Origin of the sequence: Thermomonospora umbrina, assembly GCF_003386555.1 — a bacterium.
Classification (GTDB): domain Bacteria; phylum Actinomycetota; class Actinomycetes; order Streptosporangiales; family Streptosporangiaceae; genus Thermomonospora; species Thermomonospora umbrina.
In genome coordinates this window covers 516,319-535,824 of sequence record NZ_QTTT01000001.1, presented here as the reverse complement: position 1 = coordinate 535,824, position 19,506 = coordinate 516,319, and the positions used below count along the sequence as shown (strand labels likewise).

The window sequence follows — 19,506 nt, the reverse complement described above, 5'->3', positions numbered from 1 at the left end:
CGCGTCAGGACCCGCCGGCGCAGGGCCGGTCGAGCCGGTGCCGCTCGGCGGTGGGGCCGGTGTAGAAGTCCTTGACGACCCGTACGCCGGTCAGCTCCCCGGTGTCGGGCATGCCGAAGACCGTGCCGCGGAACGCCGCGCTGTCGGGGTCGCCGGAGAAGTCGCCCGCCTCGGCGGGGAGCATGCCCTCGTAGTCGATGCGGGCGACCTGCCGGACCGCCTTCAGCATGCCCGCGCGGGTCAGCTCCCCGTTGGCGGCGGCCCGCTGGAGCACCGCCTTGAGCGGGTACGACCACACCCAGCCGTAGGTGTAGTTGTCGTTGGGCTCGACCGGTCCGAGGGCCTTGCGCATGGCCGTGTGCCCGGGGGAGTCGGAGGCGAACGGCTTCCAGGGCGCGGCCTGGACGTACCGCTCCTTCAGCGCGGCGACCGTGGCGGTGTCCCTGATCTCGAGGAGGGACTTGATCCAGGTCGGGGCGTTGCCGATGAAGCGGCCCCGGTACCCGGCCCGGGTGGCCTGGGCGACGATCGCCCCGAGGTCGGCGGGCCCCACCGACAGCAGCACCAGGTCGGGCTTGGCCGCCACGATCGCCGCCACCGCCGCCGCCTGCCGGTCCGCGCCGGGCGTCGTCTTGACCGTCTTGAACGTCATGTCGTTGCGGTACGCCGCGATCCGCGCGCCGGCGGTGGAGTCGGCCCCGTAGTCGCTGTCGTAGTGGACGGCCACGACGCTCTCGGACCGCCAGGCGCTCACGGCGTGGTCGACGGCGTTCATCGACTCGAAGCAGTAGTTCGCGCCCGACTCCAGCATCACGTCCTCGAACTCCCAGGCGGAGATCCACGACGCGGGGGTGGCCACGACCTTGGCCGCGCGCAGTTCGGGCAGGATCCGCGCGGTGGTGGGCGACCCCAGCGTCTGCGCGAGCGCCAGCACCCGGCTCCGCATCCCCCGGTACAGGCGCTGGTGCTCGTCGGGGTCGTACTTGCTGTCGGCGACGTACCTGGTGACGTCGACCTCGTAGCCGCCGACGCCGCCCTGCTGGTTGACCCGCCTCCAGAACGCCTGCTGGGCCCGGGTGATCGGCACGCCCTGCTCGTGGAAGGGCCCCTGGGTGAGGTCGGAGATGATGCCGAGGTAGATGCAGCCCTTCTCCTTGTCGATCGCCTGCGGGCAGGGCTCCCGGGTCACCCCGGGTGCGCCCGGGGCGGCGCTCGCCGCGTCGTTCGATGAGCCCCCGCAGCCCGACAGTCCCAGGACGAGGACGGCGATGACGGAACCGAGGCGGCGGGCGCGCGGCATGACGATCTCCAAGCAACCGGGGTGGGGGTCACAAGTGTGCTGCGGTGTAACTCAGGTCACATGCAGGCGTCCCACCATTTCACACCATCTGCCGATTCGTCCCGGAGGCGCGCCATCACGAACACGTTGCCGCGCCGTTGTGTCGTGGACGTCTTCCGTACAACCGGCCCGTGTCACGATCGTCCGGTTCGTCCACGATCAGGAGAAGCCATGAAACACGCCGGTCTCCGCGCCGTCTCGGCCGGTATCGCCGGGCTCGCGTTCGCCGCCGTCACCGCGATCCCCGCACAGGCCGCCGGGCACCCGCCGGTGCGGTTCGCGACGTTCAACGCCTCCCTCAACCGGAACACGGAGGGCGCGCTCGTCGCGGACCTGTCCACGACCGGCAACACCCAGGCCCGCACCATCGCCGAGATCGTCCAGCGGTCCCGTCCCGACGTGATCCTCGTCAACGAGTTCGACTTCGACGCCGAGGGCGCCGCCGCCCGCCTGTTCCAGGACAACTACCTGTCGGTCGGGCAGAACGGCGCCGCGCCCATCCGCTACCGGTACCGCTACACCGCGCCCAGCAACACCGGCATCGCCTCCGGCCTCGACCTCAACAACGACGGCAAGGTCGTCACCCGACCGGGCGACGCGGGTTACGGCGACGACGCCCACGGCTTCGGAGTGTTCCCCGGCCAGTACGGGATGGCGGTGTACTCGCGCTTCCCGATCGACGAGCGCCGGATCCGCACCTTCCAGAACTTCCGCTGGAAGGACATGCCGGGCGCGCTGCTCCCGCCGGGCTGGTTCTCCGACGAGGAGCGGGAGGTCGTCCGACTGTCGTCCAAGAGCCACTGGGACGTCCCGATCAAGGTGGGCGGCCGTACCGTCCACCTCCTGGCGAGCCACCCCACCCCGCCGACCTTCGACGGGCCCGAGGACCGCAACGGCCGCCGCAACCACGACGAGATCCGCTTCTGGGCCGACTACGTGACCGGCGGGGCCGAGGCCCGCTACGTCTACGACGACAAGGGCCGGCGCGGCGGGCTCGCCCCGGGCTCGGCGTTCGTCATCGCCGGGGACCAGAACGCCGACCCGCACGACGGCGACAGCGTCAACGGCGCCATCGATCAGGTGTTGAACCACCCCAGGGTCGACGCCTCGATGATCCCCTCGAGCGCGGGCGCTCCCGAGGCCGCCGTGCTGCAGGGCGGCGCCAACACCGCGCACCAGGGGAACCCGGCGCACGACACCGCCGACTTCGCCGACGGCGCCCCCGGGAACCTCCGCGTGGACTACGTGCTGCCGTCCCGATGGCTGCGCCCGGTGCGCGGCGGCGTGTTCTGGCCGGTGGCCGCCGACCCGCTGTCCCGGCTCACGGGGACGTACCCGTTCCCCGGATCCGACCATCGGCTGGTCTGGCTGGACGTCCGTGCCTGACGGACCCGAAGAGATCCGGGGGCGGGGCTGGAGGCACAGGCCCGTGCCGTGCTCGCGCATGACGAGGTACTCCCGACCTTGACGTTCCGTACGCGGTGCCCGCCGCCGCAGACCAGCCCCGTGGAGTCGTGGGGAGATCACTTCACCAACGGATCTGCCAACCCGTGCCTTCTGCGATCGGAGGACCCGCAACCCCGGTCAAGGGCCTGACCGTCGGGAACGGCCGACTCGCGTTTCATGACTCATATCCGTCGCCGGCATGCGCCCGATCGAGAAACCATCGGATCAGCATGTCCGGGGCAGGCCCCGATGGTCAGCGCATTACGCCGCACAACGACCGGGACGGCGAGCGCGAAGTTCTCGACGGCAGGGACGGCACCGGCCGAAAGGGCCGTGCAGCGCGCTCGCCTGCCCGGCGCGCGTTGGCGCGTTTCGCTGCAAGCCCGTCGGATCACAATGGGCGGGAATCGGGGCTGCCGCGTTGACATGGGACGAGGTGGTTTCGGGGACCGAGCAGAACTGGCGTTCCCCCTCGGGCACGGCGTACCAAGGTCAGGGTGCGGCCGGCGCCCCGCGCCTTATGATGCGTCGTCTGGATTTTCCCTGATTCCTACGAGGTGGATGTCGGTGGATACGCTGCACCCCGGCGATCCCGAGCAGGTGGGCGGCCACCGGCTGCTGGGGCGGCTCGCGGAGGGCGGGATGGGCCGGGTGTTCCTCGCCGCCTCGCCGGAGGGCCGCCGCGTGGTGGTCAAGGTCATCCGTCCCGAACTGGCGGCCGAGCCCAGGTACCGGCGCCGCTTCGCCCGCGAGGTCGAGGCGGCTGAGCGGGTCGGCGGACCCCACACGGCGCGCGTGGTCGAGGCGGACCCGCGGGCCGATCCGCCGTGGATGGTGACCGAGTACATCCCCGGCCCGTCCTTGCTCGAGGCGGTGCGGGCGAACGGGCCGTTGCCCGCCGAGGACGTCCGGGCACTCGGGGTGGGGCTGGCCGCGGGGGTGGCGGCGATCCACTCCTGCGGGCTGATCCATCGCGACCTCAAGCCCGCCAACGTGATCATGGCGGAGGACGGGCCGCGGATCATCGACTTCGGCATCGCGCGGCTCGTGGACGCCAGTGCGCTCACCGCCGAGGGCGCCGTGCTGGGCACCTACGCGTTCATGTCACCCGAGCAGGTGACGGGACGCCCGGCCGGACCGGCGAGCGACATCTTCTCCCTGGGCAGCGTCCTGGGCTTCGCCGCGACCGGCCGCAGCCCGTTCGCCGCCGACACCGTCCCGGGCATCGTGCACCTGATCGGCACGGCCGCCCCGCGGTGGGGTGGGCTCCCCGCCGATCTCGCCGATGCGCTCGGCCTGTGCTTCGCCAAGAACCCGGACGACCGTCCGTCCGCCGCCGAACTGGGCGCCCTGCTCGCCGGACGGCCGAAGCCGGCACGGCCGGTCCGTCGGCGCGCGATCCTCGTCGGCGGCCTCGCCGCCGGTGCCGCGATCGCGGTCCCCACGGCGGTCGCCGTGATGGCCGAGGACGACGCCCCCGACCCGGCGGGCACTCCGTCCTTCGAGGGAGAACTGGCCGGACATGATCGTTCCGTCCTGTCCGTGGCGTTCAGTCCCGACGGAAGGAAGCTGGCGACGGGCGGCGAGGCCCGTACGCCCTGGTTGTGGGACGTCGCCACCGGCGCGACCATCCGCGCCGAACCCGCCGCACCGGGAGTCGCCAGATCCGTGACCTTCAGCTCCGACGGGCGACTGCTCGCCTCGGCCGACGGGAACGTCGCGCACCTGTGGAACCCCACCGCCGGAACGCGCGTCCGTGACCTGTCCGGTCACACGGGTGTGATCCACGCGGTGTCGTTCAGCCCGGACGGCAAGACCCTCGCCACCGCGAGCCACGACATGACCGTACGGCTGTGGCACGTGCCGACCGGCGAACAGGTCCGCGTCTTCAGAGGCCACCAGGCCGCGGTCACCTCGGTGGCGTTCAGCCCGGACGGCACAACCCTGGCCACCGGAAGCCACGACGAGACCGTACGTTTGTGGGATCCGGTCACCGGCCGGACCCTCCGGCTCCTCGAGGGCCACGAGACCTACGTCAGCGACGTGGCGTTCAGTCCCGACGGCAGAACCCTGGCCACCGCGGGCGACGACACCACCGCCCACCTGTGGAACACGGCCACCGGCAGGCTCTCCGCCACCCTGAGGGGCCCGGGGATCCGAATCAAGACCGTGGCGTTCGCCCCGGACGGCAGGACGTTCGCCACCGTCGGCGAAGACAGCAAGGTGGGACACCTGTGGGATCTCCGCGCGGGCAAGGTCCTGCGACCCCTCACAGGCCACGGCGACGGCCTCTGCGACGTGGCGTTCAGCCCGAACGGCAGGACCCTGGCCACGGGCAGCTTCGACAACACCGCCCGCCTCTGGCGGCTCGCCTGACCACCGAGGCCGATCCCGCGGACCAGCCGGCCGATGAGGTCTCCTGCGGCTCGCGGTGCACGTCCTTGGTCGCCGCCCTTCTCGCCGGGAACGGGGACGGATCGAGCGCCCATTCCAGAGGCCGTGCCCGATCGTGCCGCCGCGGCGAGTCGAGAGCGAAGGCGGCCAAGGTCTCCGCAGCGATGGCGAACTCGGTCAACGCCACGCGCTCATCCGGGGCGTGGAGCAGCATGAGCCCTCTCCACCGCCGGCGTGCTGGCGGCCACCGCGACGCCGGGCCACGCCGCACCGTCGAAGCACACCTACGCCACCACCGCCCAGACCCGCATCACCGGGCTCGGCGCCGACTTCACCCTCGGCCCGGGCCGGGCCGACGTGGACGCAGACCTGGCCACCAGGCAGATCTCCGCCGATTTCACCGTGCCGCCGGCCCGCAGCGCGTTCCCGATGTTCGGGTTCCTGCCCACCCACGCCACCTTCGAGATCACCCAAGCGGCTCCGCTCCAGGGCACGCTCGAGAACGGCGCCGCCGCCGTCTCCGGAAAGGTCGACATCCAGATCACCGAGGTCGGCCACCTCGCCCTGAAGATCCCGCTGAAGAACTGCAGGACGACCGAGCCCGCGACCATCTCCCTCACGTCCCAGGGCACCTTCGACCCCGCCACCGGCGGCACCCTCACCGGCACATACCGCATCCCCAAGGTCGCCGGATGCGGAATCGACACCCCCATCATCAACGCGCTGGTCGCCGGCAAGGACGACCCCCTCAGCATCAAACTCGACGCCAAGGGATGATCCCGTCCACACAATGGCGGAGAGGCAAGAGCGCCGGGCCGGCGCGGTGGGGCGGACGCCCGGTCCCGGCGCTCCCCGCATTTCACCGTCCCGCTGGCAGGGGTGGATGTTCATGCTGAAAGGCGGACCACACCGTGGGCATCCACCAGTTCGATGAGCCGCTGTGCATCGTCGCGGCATCCGAGTCCTCGCCTTCGAGCAATGTTGCGGCGGCGACATCAACGCGAGGGGCTCGACGTGCGGCTGGGGTGAAGGATCCGTTCCAGGTCGGTCGCGACGGGGCGGCCGACTTCTCCACGGCGTGGTCCGCGACCCGTGCGGCGACTCCGCCGTCGCATTCGACGAACGCGACATCGCCGCCGCCGTCGCCGTGACCGCGCTGCTCGACGACGCCCACATCGGCCAGGTCCACGAAATCACCGGGCTCCGGTTACTCACCCGGATCCAGCGCACCCGCATCCCCGGCTGGGCCATCGGCCGCCCGCTGCCCTTTGAACCCCAACAACCAGGCGAGCCCACCCAGCGGGTGACCCCTCAGGGATACCCGCCCGAATATGCCACCGCCATCCTTGACTTCGGTGAACACTTCGGCGGCAACCCCGACCGGTCTACCCCACCGTCGAACACCTCACCGGACGCTGGCGCATACCTAAGCCGACCGGGCCGCCCACCACGCCGCCCGATCCACTGGCCCACCGCCAAGAGCAAGCGGCTGAACCGGCCCGAGACCTGCCCTGGCTGTGACGCAGGCATTCACCGTCTGGGGGCGTTGACCTCAAGCGGACTCGAGGTTCTACATTGAGGCGATGCGAGCGATCATGGCGTCTCGAATCGGCGCACCCGACGTACTGGAGCCGGTCGAGTTGCCGGTGCCGCAGCCGAAACCCGACGAGCTTCGGGTGGACGTCCATGTCATCGGGGTCACTTGGATGGACACCCAGATTCGGATGGGCAAGGGGCCCGCCGTCTACGCGGCGGAGCCACCCTTCATTCCCGGTGGCGCCGTGGCGGGTTCGGTCGGCGCGATCGGCACCAGGGTGGATCGTGGCTGGCTGGGCACGCGAGTGGTCGCCAGGGCGAACGGGGGCGGATACGTGCAGAACGCGATCTGTTCGCCCGAGAACACGTTCCGGGTACCGGACGGTCTCGATCTGCAGGACGCCATGGCGCTGATGGACGACGGCAGTACGGCGCTGGCGCTTCTGGAGAAGACGCCGGTCGGCGCCGGGGACCGGGTCTTGGTGGCACCCGGAGTGGGCGGCCTCGGTCATGTGCTGGTGCAGTTGGCCCTCGCCGCGGGAGCGACTGTCGTGGCCGCGGTCCGGGGGGCCGAAAAGCTGGCCGCCGCACGTTCCCTGGGCGCCGAGGCGGTCGACTACTCGGTTCCGAACTGGCCCGACCAGGTACGGCAGATCGCTGACGGCGGCGTGGAGGCGGCGTACGACGGAGTCGGTGGTGCGATCGGCGCGGCATCGGTCGATCTGCTCGTGGACGGTGGCCGGTTCTCGGGTTACGGGATGACCAGCGGCGCGCAGACGACGATCGGGGCGGCGGATCGGCAGCGCCTGACCGTGTGCGACATGTCGCAACTGCCGGAGTTCTGGTCCGATAATCCACGGCGCGTACAACAGATCCTTCGCGAAGCGGCGGCAGGCCGAGTGCGCCCCCTCATCGGTCAGACCTATCCCCTGGCCGAGGCCGTCAGAGCCCACGAGGACATCGAAGCGCGACGCTTCATCGGCAAGAGCCTGCTGTTGCCGTAGATGTACGGACGAGGCTGCCATCGTCGTGGCCGCCGGCCACCGGCCACCGGCCGTGTCCCGAGCCGTTCCCGCGAACTGGTGCGTACACGTAGTATTGCGGTGCGGCGGCGACAGCCGGCGGCTCACGGACTCGGGATCACGCATCCTGCCCGGTTGGATCGGTGGCCTGTGCCTTTGACGCAGCATGGTGACGTCGGCGCCCGGTGGGCGGCCGCGAGATGACGCAGGAGACGCATGTCGGGAGGCTGCCGGTGCTGCGCACCGCGCCCGGCCACCTCGTCCGTTGTGCGCAGCAGGCGCACACGCACCTGTGGCAGCGGCATGTGCTCGTCGGCCTGACCTCGGTGCAGTACGGGATCCTGTTGGTCCTGGGGCAGCGCGGGAAGATCGACCAGAAGACCATCGGCCGGCTGATGTCGCTGGACAAGTCCACCACCGCCGACGTGGTGTCCCGACTGACGCGGCGGGGGCTGGTCACCCGGCAGCGTGACCCTCGCGACGGCCGTCGCCGGCCGGTCTGTCTGTCCGCCCGCGGGCGGCTCGCGCTGACGCAGGCGACCCCGGCCGTCGTGCAGGTGCAGCGCAGGCTGCTGGACCCGCTGGGCGAGAACGACCGTGAGGACCTGTTCACGCTGCTGAGCCGGGTGGCCTACCAGGGGGATCCGCCGCGTGACGACGACCCGGACGCGCCGGCCGGCGAGGTCGACGCGGAGTTGCCGCAGGAGCGGCTGCACCGGCATCCGGGCCACCTGATCCGGCGCGCCGCGCAGTTGCACACCACGCTGTGGTCGGGCGCCGTGTCGCGGTCCATCACGTCCGTGCAGTACAGCGTGCTGCTGGCGCTGCACGACGCGCCGCGCCTGGATCAGCGGATGGTCGGCTCCCGCGTCTCCCTCGACAAGTCGACCGGCGGCGACGTGGTCGCCCGGCTCCAGGAACGGGGCTGGGTCGAGCGCACCCGCGACACCGACGACGCGCGCCGCAACCTGCTCGGCCTGACGGACGAGGGCAGGGACTTCCTGTTCGGGCGGGCCGAAGCGGTCATCGGGGTTCAGGACGAACTCCTGGCGCCCCTCTCGGTGGAGGAGCGCCGCAGGTTCGAGGTCCTGATGCTGCGGGTCACCCGGGCCCACGAGGAGGGTGACTAGTCGGGAACGGCCCGGCATGGGCCATCGCCGAACGGGGCGGCACGCCGAGGACGTCGCAGATCCAGCGGCCGGCGCGGGTCACCGCGTCGACGTCGACGCCGGTGGTGTGACCGCCGCGGTGCAGCAGCCAGGCGAGGTCCTCTGTGGCGGCGTTGCCCCCGGCGCCGGGTGCGAAGGGGCAGCCGCCGATGCCGCCCGCGCTGGCGTCGTGGACGGTGACGCCCTCCAGCATCGCGGCGTGCACGTTGCCGAGCGCGGTCAGCCGGGTCTGGTGGAAGTGGGTGCGCAGGGGGAGCGCGCACACCTCGCGGACCGCGCGGAGCCGTGAGGTGACGTCGGCGGGCACGGCGCACCCGATCGTGTCGGCGACGGCGACCTCGTCCGGCCCGGTGTCGGCGATCGCCCGGACCGCCTCACGCAGCCGCGCCACGGGAACGTCGCCCTCATAGGGGCAGCCGTACGCCACGGCGACGGTCACGGTCGTGCGCAGACCGGCGTCGGCGGCCATGCTCCGGACGACGGGCAGGGCGGCCAGCGACTCGGCCGTGGTCTGCCCCTGGTTGGCCTTGCCGAAGGAGTCCGTCAGCGGCACGACGTAGTTGACCTCGTCCAGGGCCCCCGTGGCGACGGCGCGTTCGACGCCGCGCCGGTTGAGGACGAGCCCGATGAGCGCGACACCCGGGTGCGGGCCGATCCCGGCGAGGACGGCCTCGGCGTCGGCCATCTGCGGCACCCGGCCCGGATGGACGAAGCCGGTGGCCTCGATCCGGCGTGCCCCGGCGGCGATGAGCCGGTGGATGAGGGCGATCTTGTCCTCGGTCGCGACGACGCGCCGCTCGTTCTGCAGGCCGTCGCGCGGGCAGACCTCGACGATGTGCGCGGTGGTGTCCTTCACAGCACCTTCCGTTCCGCGAGCCGTTGCAGCGCGTCGGGATCCAGGCCCGCGAGCGTGCCGAGCACCTCGGCGTTGTGGGATCCGGCGGCCAGCGGTCCCGGCCAGCGCACCGCGCCGGGGGTCTCGGTCAGCGCCGGGACGACGCCCGGCATGACGATCTCGCCGAGGTCGGGGTCTTGGACCGGGAGCAGCATCCGTCGTTCGGTGAACAGCGGATCGGCGAAGATGTCGGCGACCGTGTACACCAGGCCGGCCGGGACCGCCGCCGAGTCGAGCAGGCCGAGGGCGGTGTCGGCGTCCAGTGTCGCCACCCAGTCCTGCACGATCGCGTCGATCTGCGCCTGGTGGGCGCCCCGGGCGGTGTGGGTGGCGAAGTGGGGGTCCTCGGTCAGGTCCGGGCGGTCCATGCGGTCGGCCAGCCGGGCGAACACGGTGTCCTGGTTGGCGGCGATGACCACCCAGCGGTCATCGGCGGTGCGGTAGAGGTTGGAGGGCGCCAGGCCCGGCAGCGCGGTGCCGGTCGGGCCGCGGACCGCGCCGGTCGCGGCGTGTTCGGGCACGATGCCCTCCAGCAGGGAGAAGCACGCCTCCACCAGCGACACGTCCACGATCTGGCCGGTGCCCGAGCGGGTGTCGCGCCAGTACAGGGCCATCATGATCCCCTGAACGGCGATCATCGCGGCGAGGCTGTCACCGAGCGAGACGCCCGGCCGCGGCGGCGGCCGGTCGGGGAATCCGGCCAGGTGGCGCAGCCCGCCGATCGCCTCGGCCACGGAGGCGTACCCGGGGCGGTGCCGGTTGCGGCCGGACTGCCCGAACCCCGAGACCCTCGCGATGACGAGCCCCCGGTTGCGCTCCCAGAGCGTTTCGGGAGCCAGGCCCCAGCGTTCGAGCGTGCCGGGGCGGAAGTTCTCCAGCAGCACGTCCGAGGACTCGGCCAGGCGCAGCAGCAGGTCCCGGCCCTCGCCGGAGCGCAGGTCCAGCGTGATGAGCTTCTTGTTGCGGCTCTGCACCGACCACCACAGGGCATGCCCCCGGTGGCGGGCGGCGCCCCAGTCGCGCAGCGGGTCCGGGCGGCGGGGGTCCTCGATCTTGATGACCTCTGCGCCGAAGTCGGCGAGGATCCGGCCCGCGTAGGGGCCGGCGATGAGGCTGCCCAGTTCCAGCACGCGCAGACCCGTGAGCGGGCCGGTCATCGCGCGTCGCCCGAGGTGGGGGGCGGCGGGACGGGGCCGCGGTCGCGTCCGGCGGTGTGGGAGGCCACCGCCGCGTCGGCGCTGACCGTGACGGTGAGGTCCAGGTCGATGCCCGACAGCCGCAGCCGGACGGTGTCCCCGTGCCCCAGAGGGCCGACGCCGGCGGGGGTCCCCGTGGTGATCACGTCGCCCGGGTGCAGGGTGGTCACCCAGGAGGCGTAGGACACCAGGCGGGCCACGCTCCAGATCAGGTCGCGGGTGTTCGCCGCTTGGCGCAGGTCGTCGTTGACCCGGCAGCGCAGGTCCACGTCGTCCGGGTCGCCGAACTCGTCGGCGGTGACCAGCACCGGACCCATGGGCGTGAAGGTCTCGAACGACTTGCGGGTGGAGCGGTCCTCGCCGCCGCGCATGGTGATGTCGAGCAGGCCGGTGTAGCCGAAGACGTACGACAGGGCGTCGGCCTCGTTCACCCGTCGCGCGGTCCGACCGATCACCAGGGCCAGTTCGCCCTCCTGGTCGAAGCGGCGGTCGTGGTACGGCAGCCGGACCGTCCCGCCGGGGTCGAGCAGGGAGGAGGGCGCCTTGAGGAAGAATCCGAGCGTCCCGACCTGGGAGTCGACGCTCATCTCGGCCTGATGGTCGCGGTAGTTGACCGGCGCGGCGATGATCTTGGAGGGCCGGGGGATCGGGACGCGCAGCCGCACCCGCTCCAGCGGCAGACCGGGGTCGCCGGGGTCGGGTGCGGGCGGCGGGCCGCCCGCGTCGATCAGGTCGTGCACGGTGCGGCCGCCCAGGTCCACCACGCGGTCTCCGCGCAGCGCCCCGGCGCGGCCGTCGTCATAGCTGACGAGCTTCATGTCGTCCCCTTCAGCGCGCCGAGGCCGGCGGCCGGTAGTCGTAGAGCCAGTTCAGGTAGCGGAAGTCGCGTTCGTCGCGGTCGGCGCACAGGGCGTCGCGCAGGATCGCGGCCACCCCGTCGGCGTGGACGATCTCGCCCATGCGGCGGGCCCAGGTCTGGACCATGGCCGTGCGGGGAACGCGTTCGGCCTCGTAGGCGGCGAAGGCGGCCGGGACGTCGGCGCGGTGGGCGGCGAGCAGGTCGGCCAGCACGACCGCGTCCTCCAGCGCCTGGCAGGCGCCTTGGGCGAGGTACTGGGCCATGGGGTGGGCGGCGTCGCCGAGGAGGGTGGCGCGGCCCTTGGACCAGGTGGCGACGGGCGGACGATCCCGCAGGACCCAGCGGCGCTCGCGGTCCACCAGCCGCACGCCCTCGCGCACGTACTCGGTGGTGCCCGCGAAGGACCGGTCGAGCTCCTGCGGCGGGCCCCAGGCGTCGGCGGGCCCCTGGGCGGCGGCGGAGAACACCGCGACCTGGTTGAACAGGTCGCCGCCGCGGACCGGGTACTGGATCAGATGCAGCCCGGGGCCGACCCACCACGTCATGTCGCCCTTGCCCACCCGGTCGGAGACCGACGCCGTCGCGATGGCGCCCCGATAGGCGACGTCGCCGATGTGGGCGGGTTCGCCGTCGCCGACCGTGTGGGCGCGCACCACCGACCACAGGCCGTCGGCGCCGATGAGCGCGTCGGCCCGGTACACCGACCCGTCGGCGCACTCGGCGACGGCGGTGTCGCCGTCCTGCCGTACCGAGCGGACGTTCTTGCCGGTCTCCAGGGTGATCGCCGGTTCGGCGCGGCAGGCGTCCAGGATCGCCGCCAGCAGGTCGGAGCGGTGCGTGACGATGTACGGATGGCCGTAGGCGGCGACGAACGCGGCGCCGAAGTCGATGGCGGTGATCTGCTCCCCGGTCACGGCGCTCATGAGCACCGCCCGGGGCGGCCGGACCGCCGAGCCCAGGACGTCGTTCAGCACGCCCAGCCGGTCCAGGACGCGCAGGGCGTTGGGGGCCAGTTGCACGCCCGCCCCGATCTCGCCGAACTCGGGCGCCTGTTCCAGGACGTGGACCGCGAGCCCGTGGCGCGCCAGGGCCAGGGCCGCCGTCAGGCCGCCGATGCCGCCGCCGACCACGACCCGCTCCACACGATGCCGAAGGCTCATGACCTGTTCCCGATCGCGACGGAGGCGGCCGTCTGGCGGCGGGCCAGGCCGAGGGCCTCCATGACCGGCTCGTCGGACAGGACGAACAGGTCGGCGTCGGTGTCGGCCCGGTGGGAGGTCTCGGCCCAGGACGGGATCACGAACATGTCGCCGGCCGTCCAGGGGAGCCGGTGCCCGCCGACGGAGGAGGAGCCGGAGCCCCGGTGGACGACGCAGACGGCGCTTCCCACGGTGCGGGTCGCCGGTGTGCGGTGGCCGGCCAGGATCCGCTGGACCTGTGCGCGCATGGTGGGCATGACGTCGGCGCCCGTCGCGGGGTCGGTGTAGCGCACGAGGCCGTGCCCGGCTCCCGTGGCCGCCAGGAGTCGGCGCAGCGTCTCATCGGTGTTGTCCCACCGGTACGCCAGGAGCGCCGAGTGGCGTCCCGAGGCCGGGGGGAGCGGGGCATCCGCGGCGGGCAGCAGCCCCGCCGCCCCGTACAGATCCTCCGACCGGCAGGGGTCGCCGGGGGTGAACGCGGTGAGCTCGTCGGGGCCCTCCTCGAAGAAGACGGCGTTCAGGCCCCGGACCAGCGGCAGGTCCAGGCCGTCGAACCAGATTATCGGCTCCTCGCCCCGGTTCTGGTGCTCGTGCCAGGCGTGGCCCGGGGTCAGCACCAGGTCGCCCGGCCCCATCGCGATCGGGTCGCCGTCGACCAGCGTCCACACACCCGAGCCCGCCAGGACGAAGCGCAGGGCGGCGGGGCTGTGCCGGTGCGCGGGCGCGCTCTCGCCGCCCGCCAGGTACTGCACGGCCCCCCACAGGGTGTGGGTGGCGAACGGCAGCCCGCCCAGGTCGGGATGGGACAGCGCCAGCACCCGGCGGTCGCCGCCGCGGTCGATGCCGACCAGGCCGCCCGAGCGCTCGGCGAGGGCGCGCAGTGTGCGGCCCTCCCACAGGTGGGGGGTCAGGCGGTCGGGCGTCCTGGGGAGCAGGCCCCGTTGTCTCCACAGCGGCTGCAGGTCGGCCGCCGCCAGGTCGGCGTACAGGGCGGCGAGGTTCGGGTCCTCGTCGTCGAATCGGGTTGTCGCCATGGTCCTCTCCTCGGCGGGGGAGCGGGGCCGGGCTCCGGCGGCTCCCCCGCAGGTGCGGGGGAGCGGCGGTGGAGCGGCCTTCGCCAAAATAGTCCGTACACGGACTGAGTGGCTCACGGTAGGTCGCGGGCCAGGTCCCGTCAAGGCGTCGAGGCGATGCCCTCCCTGCTGGAGGAACCTTCACGGGCTGTTGACAGCGTGATCGGCGTCTCATAGCGTGCCCGAGGTAGTCCGTACACGGAATGACTTCGCCGCGATCGGTGGCGCGGTCGCCGTGGCACCCCACGGACACCGAGCAGGAACGAGGAGGATCATGCGTCCCCTGCGCAGCTTCCGGTCCGGCGGCCTTCCATCCCGCGCCGTCCGCCCCGGCATCGCCCTGTCCACCACGGTCCTGATGGCCCTGATGACCGTCACGGCGTGCGGCGGCCCGCCCACGGGCAGCTCCGACCCGGCCTCGGCGGCCGACTCCAAGGCCGCCGCCTACGAGAGATTCGCCCGCATGTCCGGCCCCGCGCGCACCGCGGCCCTGGTGAAGGCGGCCAAGGCCGAGGGCGAGGTCAACGTCTACACCAGCAACGAGAAGCTGCAGGCGCTGGTCGCCGGGCCGTTCTCCCGCAAGTACGGGATCAAGGTCAACATCTTCCGTGCCCAGAGCGAGGACCTGCTGCAGCGCGTGCTGCAGGAGGACAGCGCCAACAAGCCCAAGAACGACCTGGTCGACGCGACGAACTTCGAGCTCGGAGTCCTGTCGGACAAGAAGATCCTCGCCCGCTACGACAGCGACCTCAGAAAGCGGCTGTCGGCCCAGGCACAGATCCCGGCCGGCTGGGTGACGACCCGCTTCAACGCGCTGACGGTCGTGCGCAACACCGAGAAGGTCCCCGCTGCCGACGTGCCCCGCAGCCTCCAGGACCTCACCGACCCCAAGTGGAAGGGCCGGCTGTCCATGGAGCTGTCCGACTCCAACTGGTACATGACGCTGTGGGACCACCTCACCGCCGCAGGCCGCAGCGAGGCCGAGATCACCCGGCTGTTCAAGGGCATCGCCGCCAACGCCAAGACCGTCCAGGGGCACGTCAAGCTCAACGACCTGCTCGCGGCGGGCGAGGGCGCCATCGGCGTCACCGCCTACAACCGGCTCGCGCTGACCGCCAAGGCCAAGGGCGCGCCGCTCGCCGCCGACACCGGCATCGAACCGATCGTGCTGGTGCCCTCGGGCGCCGCCCCGATGACCCGCGCCGCCCACCCCGCCGCCGCGCTGCTGTTCATCGACTTCCTGCTCACCGACGCCCAGGCCGCCTACGCCGAGGACATGGACGTGGTGTCCAACCCGTCGGCCGTCCCCGGGCACCGGCCGGTGCTGCCGGCGGGCGTCGAGACCGTCACGGTCGACACGGTCAAGTACGTCCGCGAGTCGAGCGCCTGGTCCAAGGCGTACGAGAACCTGCTGCGCGGCCACGAACCGGTCCGGCCATGACGACGACGCCCACCCTCGCACCCGACCACCGCCGCCCGCCCCGCCCGGCGGCCACCAGGGCCCGCCGCCGTCCGCAGGCGCGCACCCTGATCACCACCGGCACGGTCGCGGTCGTCGGATACCTGGTGCTGGTGCCCCTGGCCTACCTGCTGTGGGGCACGTTCGCCGGAGACCAGGGCTTCACGGCCGCCGGGTTCCGCCGCGCCTACCTCGACGACCGGCACCTGCCCCGGCTTATCACCGACACCGCCCTGTACGTCGTCGGCTCCACGCTGGTGTCGGTGACGGCCGGCACGCTGATGGCCTACCTGTACGTGCGGACCGACGCGCCCTTCAAACGGCTGTTCTTCCTGTCCTCGATCATCCCGCTGGCCCTGCCGAGCATCGCCTACGTGCCCGCGTGGATCTTCCTGGCCAGCCCCGACATCGGTCTGCTGAACCGGATGACCGAGGCGGTCGCGGGTGTCGCGCCGTTCAACGTCTACGGCATCTGGGGGATGATCTTCGTTCAGGGGGTGCACGCCACGCCCCTGGTGTTCCTGCTGATGGCGGCGGCGTTCCGCGCGATGGACGCCTCGCTGGAGGAGTCCGCGCAGACCTGCGGCCTGGGCCGGCTGGTGATCCTGCGCCGGATCACCCTGCCGCTGGCCCGGCCCGCGCTGGTGGCCGCGACGCTGATCATCGCCGTGCAGGCGCTGGAGAGCTTCGAGGTGCCCGCCATGCTGGGCCTGCACGACGGCATCTACGTGTTCATCAGCAAGATCTACTTCCTGATGCAGCAGTACCCGATCGACTACCAGGCGACCGGCGCGCTGTCGCTGGGCCTGCTGGTCATCGCCACCGCCGGGGTCGTGCTCAGCCGCCGCGCCTCGCGCGGCGCGCCCCAGACCATCACCGGCAAGGCGTACCGGCCCCGGCGGATCCGGCTGGGGCGGATGCGCGGCGTCGTCGGCGCCCTGACCCTCGCGTACTTCACCGTGTGCGTCTTCGCCCCGGTGCTCATCCTGATCTACGCCTCGCTCCTCAAGACGTACCGGACGCCGTCGCTGTCCACCGCCGGGTTCACCTTCGACAACTACACGGCGGCGCTGACGAACGCCACGACGCTGACGGCCGTGCGCAACTCCACCCTCCTGGGCGTCGGCGCCGCCGTCGTGGTGATGGGGCTGAGCGCCTTCGCGAGCTGGCTCGTGGTGCGCTCGCGCAGCCGCTTCGGCGCGGTCGTCGACGCGCTCGCCTTCACCCCGCTGGTGATCCCCGGGCTGGTGCTCGGCCTCGGGCTGGCGTTCGTGTACCTGCGCTCCCCGCTGCCGATCTACGGGACGCTGTGGATCCTGCTCATCTCGTATGTGACCCGGTTCCTGCCCTACGGGATGCGTTACGCCAACACCGCCATGCACCAGGTGTCGGCCGAACTGGAGGACTCGGCCACGGTGTTCGGCGCGTCCTGGTGGACGACCATGCGGCGGATCCTGCTGCCGTTGGCCAGGCCCGGCCTCATCGCGGGCGGCCTGTACATCGTCGTGGTGTCCTTCCGCGAGCTGTCCAGCTCGATCCTGCTCTACAGCCCCGGCACCGAGGTCGTCGGCATCCGGGTGTTCGAGCAGTACCAGGAGGGGTCGCTGACCGCCGTCGCGACGCTGGGCGTGCTGCTGTGCGCGTTCCTCGGCGTGCTGGTGACGGCCCTGTTCACGCTGGCCGGCCGGCTCGGCGTCGACCTTGACTAGCGCCCCGGCGGGCGACGTTGGAACGGAGAGATCCATGCTTCACGTGAAGGACCTGATCATCGACTACGGCTCCGGGCCACCCGGCAAGGCCGCCCGGAATCGGGGCGAGACCGTGCGGGCCGTCGACGGGGTGGGCTTCGACGTCGAGGCCGGCCAACTGTTCACCCTGCTCGGGCCGTCCGGCTGCGGCAAGACCACCACGCTGCGGTCGGTGGCCGGACTGGAGACGCCGACCGGCGGCAGCATCGCGATCGGTGACCGCGTGGTGTTCTCCGCCGCCGACCGCGTCGACGTCCCCGCCGACGACCGGCGGCTCGGCATGGTGTTCCAGTCGTACGCCATCTGGCCGCACATGTCGGTGTTCAAGAACGTCGCCTTCCCGTTGGAACTGGCCAAACGCCGTACCCGGCCGTCCAGGGCCCAGATCAGGTCCCGTGTCGAGAAGGTGCTGGCCGTGACCGAGCTGGACCGGTTCGCCGACCGGCCCGCGACCAAGCTGTCCGGCGGGCAGCAGCAGCGCCTGGCCCTCGCCCGGGCCCTGGTCATCGAACCCGACCTGCTGCTCCTGGACGAACCGTTGTCCAACCTGGACGCCAAGCTGCGCGAGACCATGCGGATGGAGCTGAAGCGGCTGCAGCGGGAACTGGGCCTGACCGCCGTCTACGTCACCCACGACCAGGTCGAGGCCCTGGCCATGTCCAGCGTCATCGCGGTGATGGACCAGGGCCGCATCGTCCAGATGGGCACGCCGCGCGAGATCTACGAGCGGCCCAACTCGCGGTTCGTGGCCGACTTCATCGGCACCTCGAACCTGCTGGCCGCGGTCGTCACCGAGTCCGCGCCCGGCCGGACCGCCGTCCGCGCCGCCCACGGCACGCTCCGCTCGTCCGACACGTCCGCCGCCGCGCCCGGGTCGGACGTGCTCGTCGCGCTGCGCCCGGAGGACCTCGCGCTGTCCCCGCACGACGACGCCGAACCCCCCGCCGCGGCGGACGGCAACGTCCTGACGGGCGTGGTCACCGCCCGCGCCTTCCTCGGCGAGGCCACCGAGCACGTCGTCCGCGTCGGCGACCACAACGTCCGCTGCCGGTCCAACCCGTCGATCTCCATCGAACCGGGAAGGAACGTGACCCTGAGGGTCGCGCCCGAGAAGGTCCGCCTCATCCCGCTCGGCTGAACCCGTACCGCCGCGCAAGCGAGAAAGGTGTCGCCATGAGTGCCGTACGGCTGTCGGTGGCCACCGCCGACTACGACCACCTCCGGGACCTGGTCACCGGGACGATCCCGGTCGACGGCGTGGACCCGGTCTGGATGGTGCTGCCCGTCGAGGAGATCTTCCACCGGTTCTTCGTCCACGGGGAGTTCGACGTCGCCGAGGTCTCCATGGCCCGGTACGCCCAGTACCGCGCCGCGGGCGGTGATGAGTTCGTCGCCCTGCCGGTGTTCCCGTCCCGCGTGTTCCGGCATCGCGCGTTCTGTGTGCGTCGGGACTCCCCGCTGACGTCGTTGGAGGGACTCGCGGGAAAGAGGGTCGGCGTCCCGGAGTGGGTGCAGACGGCGGGCGTCTACGCCCGTGCCGTCCTGGCGCACCACGGGGTGGGCCTCGACACCATCACCTGGGTGCAGGCGGGCCTGCGCCAACCCGGACGGCGCGAGCACGTGCCTCCGAGCCTGCCCGCCGGCGTCTCCATCACCGCCGTCACCGACCGGTCGTTGAGCGACATGCTGGCCTCCGGTGACCTGGACGCCCTCATCACCGCCCGCGAGCCGCGGCTGGAGGACGCCCCCGGCGGGGGACCGTTCCGGCCGCTGCTGCCCGACGCCCGCGACCGCGAACGCGCCTACTTCGACGCCACCGGCGTCTTCCCGATCATGCACACCATCGCCGTCCGCCGGCGGCTCCTGGACGCGCACTCCTGGATCGCCACGGCGCTGTACAAGGCGTTCTGCCGGGCCCGCGACGCGAGCCTGGAACGGATCGCCGACACCGCCGTCTCCCGGATCCCGGTCGCCTGGCTGCCCCAGATCGCCGCGGACCCGTCCGCCCCCGGATTCGGCTGGCCGTACGGGGTCCAGGCCAACCTGGCGACCCTGGAGGCGTTCCTGCACCACTGCCACGACCAGGGGATCTGCGCGACCCGCCTGGCGCCGCAGGACGCCTTCCTCACCCACGTCCAGGACCTCTACCGGGTCTGACCGGCCCACCGCAC

At 72.1% G+C, this 19,506-nt stretch carries 16 protein-coding genes; 10 read left to right on the top strand and 6 right to left on the bottom strand.

Annotated features, from left to right (window positions below; translation table 11 throughout):
* Positions 1 to 4: 4 nt before the first annotated feature.
* On the bottom strand, positions 5 to 1,312 hold the full coding sequence (locus DFJ69_RS02345; protein WP_245973936.1) for an ABC transporter substrate-binding protein: 1,308 nt from the start codon (positions 1,310 to 1,312) through the stop codon (positions 5 to 7).
* A 198-nt stretch (positions 1,313 to 1,510) separates the two neighbouring features.
* On the opposite strand from DFJ69_RS02345, the gene DFJ69_RS02340 reads away from it, so the two are divergent.
* The 6 genes from DFJ69_RS02340 to DFJ69_RS02320 all read left to right on the top strand — a co-directional run bounded on the left by DFJ69_RS02340 (position 1,511) and on the right by DFJ69_RS02320 (position 8,867).
* Complete coding sequence (locus DFJ69_RS02340) at positions 1,511 to 2,725, top strand: endonuclease/exonuclease/phosphatase family protein (protein ID WP_116020950.1); 1,215 nt, start codon at positions 1,511 to 1,513, stop codon at positions 2,723 to 2,725.
* Between the two features lie 627 nt (positions 2,726 to 3,352).
* Positions 3,353 to 5,161, top strand: a complete 1,809-nt coding sequence (locus tag DFJ69_RS02335) for a WD40 repeat domain-containing serine/threonine protein kinase (RefSeq protein ID WP_170177512.1) — start codon at positions 3,353 to 3,355, stop codon at positions 5,159 to 5,161.
* Positions 5,162 to 5,413: 252 nt separating this feature from the next.
* Positions 5,414 to 5,956, top strand: a complete 543-nt coding sequence (locus tag DFJ69_RS02330; RefSeq protein WP_116020948.1) for a hypothetical protein — start codon at positions 5,414 to 5,416, stop codon at positions 5,954 to 5,956.
* Positions 5,957 to 6,257: 301 nt separating this feature from the next.
* On the top strand, positions 6,258 to 6,758 hold the full coding sequence (locus tag DFJ69_RS33640) for a Rossmann-fold NAD(P)-binding domain-containing protein (RefSeq protein ID WP_147312185.1): 501 nt from the start codon (positions 6,258 to 6,260) through the stop codon (positions 6,756 to 6,758).
* A 4-nt stretch (positions 6,759 to 6,762) separates the two neighbouring features.
* Positions 6,763 to 7,719 (top strand): zinc-binding dehydrogenase, encoded by a 957-nt coding sequence (locus DFJ69_RS02325; protein WP_116020947.1) that lies wholly within the window; start codon positions 6,763 to 6,765, stop codon positions 7,717 to 7,719.
* A 218-nt stretch (positions 7,720 to 7,937) separates the two neighbouring features.
* The gene (locus DFJ69_RS02320; protein WP_147312184.1) at positions 7,938 to 8,867 is read left to right on the top strand and encodes a MarR family winged helix-turn-helix transcriptional regulator; all 930 of its coding nucleotides are present in this window, start codon (positions 7,938 to 7,940) and stop codon (positions 8,865 to 8,867) included.
* Here DFJ69_RS02320 and DFJ69_RS02315 read toward each other — a convergent pair.
* From DFJ69_RS02315 to DFJ69_RS02295, 5 genes are read right to left on the bottom strand one after another with little or no spacing between them, the layout of a single operon-like run.
* On the bottom strand, positions 8,839 to 9,762 hold the full coding sequence (locus DFJ69_RS02315) for a hydroxymethylglutaryl-CoA lyase (protein WP_116020945.1): 924 nt from the start codon (positions 9,760 to 9,762) through the stop codon (positions 8,839 to 8,841). The genes DFJ69_RS02320 and DFJ69_RS02315 overlap by 29 nt on opposite strands.
* Positions 9,759 to 10,958 (bottom strand): CaiB/BaiF CoA transferase family protein, encoded by a 1,200-nt coding sequence (locus DFJ69_RS02310; RefSeq protein WP_116020944.1) that lies wholly within the window; start codon positions 10,956 to 10,958, stop codon positions 9,759 to 9,761. The genes DFJ69_RS02315 and DFJ69_RS02310 overlap by 4 nt, the downstream gene beginning before the upstream one ends.
* Positions 10,955 to 11,815, bottom strand: a complete 861-nt coding sequence (locus DFJ69_RS02305; protein ID WP_116020943.1) for a fumarylacetoacetate hydrolase family protein — start codon at positions 11,813 to 11,815, stop codon at positions 10,955 to 10,957. The genes DFJ69_RS02310 and DFJ69_RS02305 overlap by 4 nt, the downstream gene beginning before the upstream one ends.
* 10 nt (positions 11,816 to 11,825) lie before the next feature.
* Positions 11,826 to 13,016 carry an FAD-dependent monooxygenase gene (locus DFJ69_RS02300; protein ID WP_116020942.1) on the bottom strand — a complete coding sequence of 397 codons (1,191 nt, stop codon included), beginning with the start codon at positions 13,014 to 13,016 and terminating at the stop codon, positions 11,826 to 11,828.
* A complete protein-coding gene (locus DFJ69_RS02295; RefSeq protein ID WP_116020941.1) occupies positions 13,013 to 14,089 on the bottom strand; it encodes a cupin domain-containing protein in 1,077 nt (358 codons plus the stop codon). The genes DFJ69_RS02300 and DFJ69_RS02295 overlap by 4 nt, the downstream gene beginning before the upstream one ends.
* A gap of 313 nt (positions 14,090 to 14,402) precedes the next feature.
* On the opposite strand from DFJ69_RS02295, the gene DFJ69_RS02290 reads away from it, so the two are divergent.
* The 4 genes from DFJ69_RS02290 to DFJ69_RS02275 are packed head-to-tail and all read left to right on the top strand — an operon-like array spanning position 14,403 to position 19,492.
* The gene (locus tag DFJ69_RS02290; RefSeq protein WP_116020940.1) at positions 14,403 to 15,569 is read left to right on the top strand and encodes an ABC transporter substrate-binding protein; all 1,167 of its coding nucleotides are present in this window, start codon (positions 14,403 to 14,405) and stop codon (positions 15,567 to 15,569) included.
* Positions 15,566 to 17,296, top strand: coding sequence for an ABC transporter permease (locus DFJ69_RS02285; protein ID WP_116020939.1), 1,731 nt, complete (start codon positions 15,566 to 15,568; stop codon positions 17,294 to 17,296). The genes DFJ69_RS02290 and DFJ69_RS02285 overlap by 4 nt, the downstream gene beginning before the upstream one ends.
* A gap of 34 nt (positions 17,297 to 17,330) precedes the next feature.
* Positions 17,331 to 18,473 (top strand): ABC transporter ATP-binding protein, encoded by a 1,143-nt coding sequence (locus DFJ69_RS02280; RefSeq protein WP_116020938.1) that lies wholly within the window; start codon positions 17,331 to 17,333, stop codon positions 18,471 to 18,473.
* 35 nt (positions 18,474 to 18,508) lie between these two features.
* Entirely contained in the window at positions 18,509 to 19,492 is a 984-nt protein-coding gene (locus DFJ69_RS02275) for a PhnD/SsuA/transferrin family substrate-binding protein (RefSeq protein WP_116020937.1), read from the top strand.
* The last annotated feature ends 14 nt before the right edge of the window (positions 19,493 to 19,506 follow it).

Excerpts from the sequence above, each read along its gene's own strand:
- DFJ69_RS02340 (WP_116020950.1), top strand. The coding sequence starts at position 1,511 with ATGAAACACGCCGGTCTCCGCGCCGTCTCGGCCGGTATCGCCGGGCTC.
- DFJ69_RS02325 (WP_116020947.1), top strand. The coding sequence starts at position 6,763 with ATGCGAGCGATCATGGCGTCTCGAATCGGCGCACCCGACGTACTGGAG.
- DFJ69_RS02320 (WP_147312184.1), top strand. The coding sequence starts at position 7,938 with ATGACGCAGGAGACGCATGTCGGGAGGCTGCCGGTGCTGCGCACCGCG.
- DFJ69_RS02310 (WP_116020944.1), bottom strand. The coding sequence starts at position 10,958 with ATGACCGGCCCGCTCACGGGTCTGCGCGTGCTGGAACTGGGCAGCCTC.
- DFJ69_RS02305 (WP_116020943.1), bottom strand. The coding sequence starts at position 11,815 with ATGAAGCTCGTCAGCTATGACGACGGCCGCGCCGGGGCGCTGCGCGGA.
- DFJ69_RS02300 (WP_116020942.1), bottom strand. The coding sequence starts at position 13,016 with ATGAGCCTTCGGCATCGTGTGGAGCGGGTCGTGGTCGGCGGCGGCATC.
- DFJ69_RS02295 (WP_116020941.1), bottom strand. The coding sequence starts at position 14,089 with ATGGCGACAACCCGATTCGACGACGAGGACCCGAACCTCGCCGCCCTG.
- DFJ69_RS02290 (WP_116020940.1), top strand. The coding sequence starts at position 14,403 with ATGCGTCCCCTGCGCAGCTTCCGGTCCGGCGGCCTTCCATCCCGCGCC.
- DFJ69_RS02285 (WP_116020939.1), top strand. The coding sequence starts at position 15,566 with ATGACGACGACGCCCACCCTCGCACCCGACCACCGCCGCCCGCCCCGC.
- DFJ69_RS02280 (WP_116020938.1), top strand. The coding sequence starts at position 17,331 with ATGCTTCACGTGAAGGACCTGATCATCGACTACGGCTCCGGGCCACCC.
- DFJ69_RS02275 (WP_116020937.1), top strand. The coding sequence starts at position 18,509 with ATGAGTGCCGTACGGCTGTCGGTGGCCACCGCCGACTACGACCACCTC.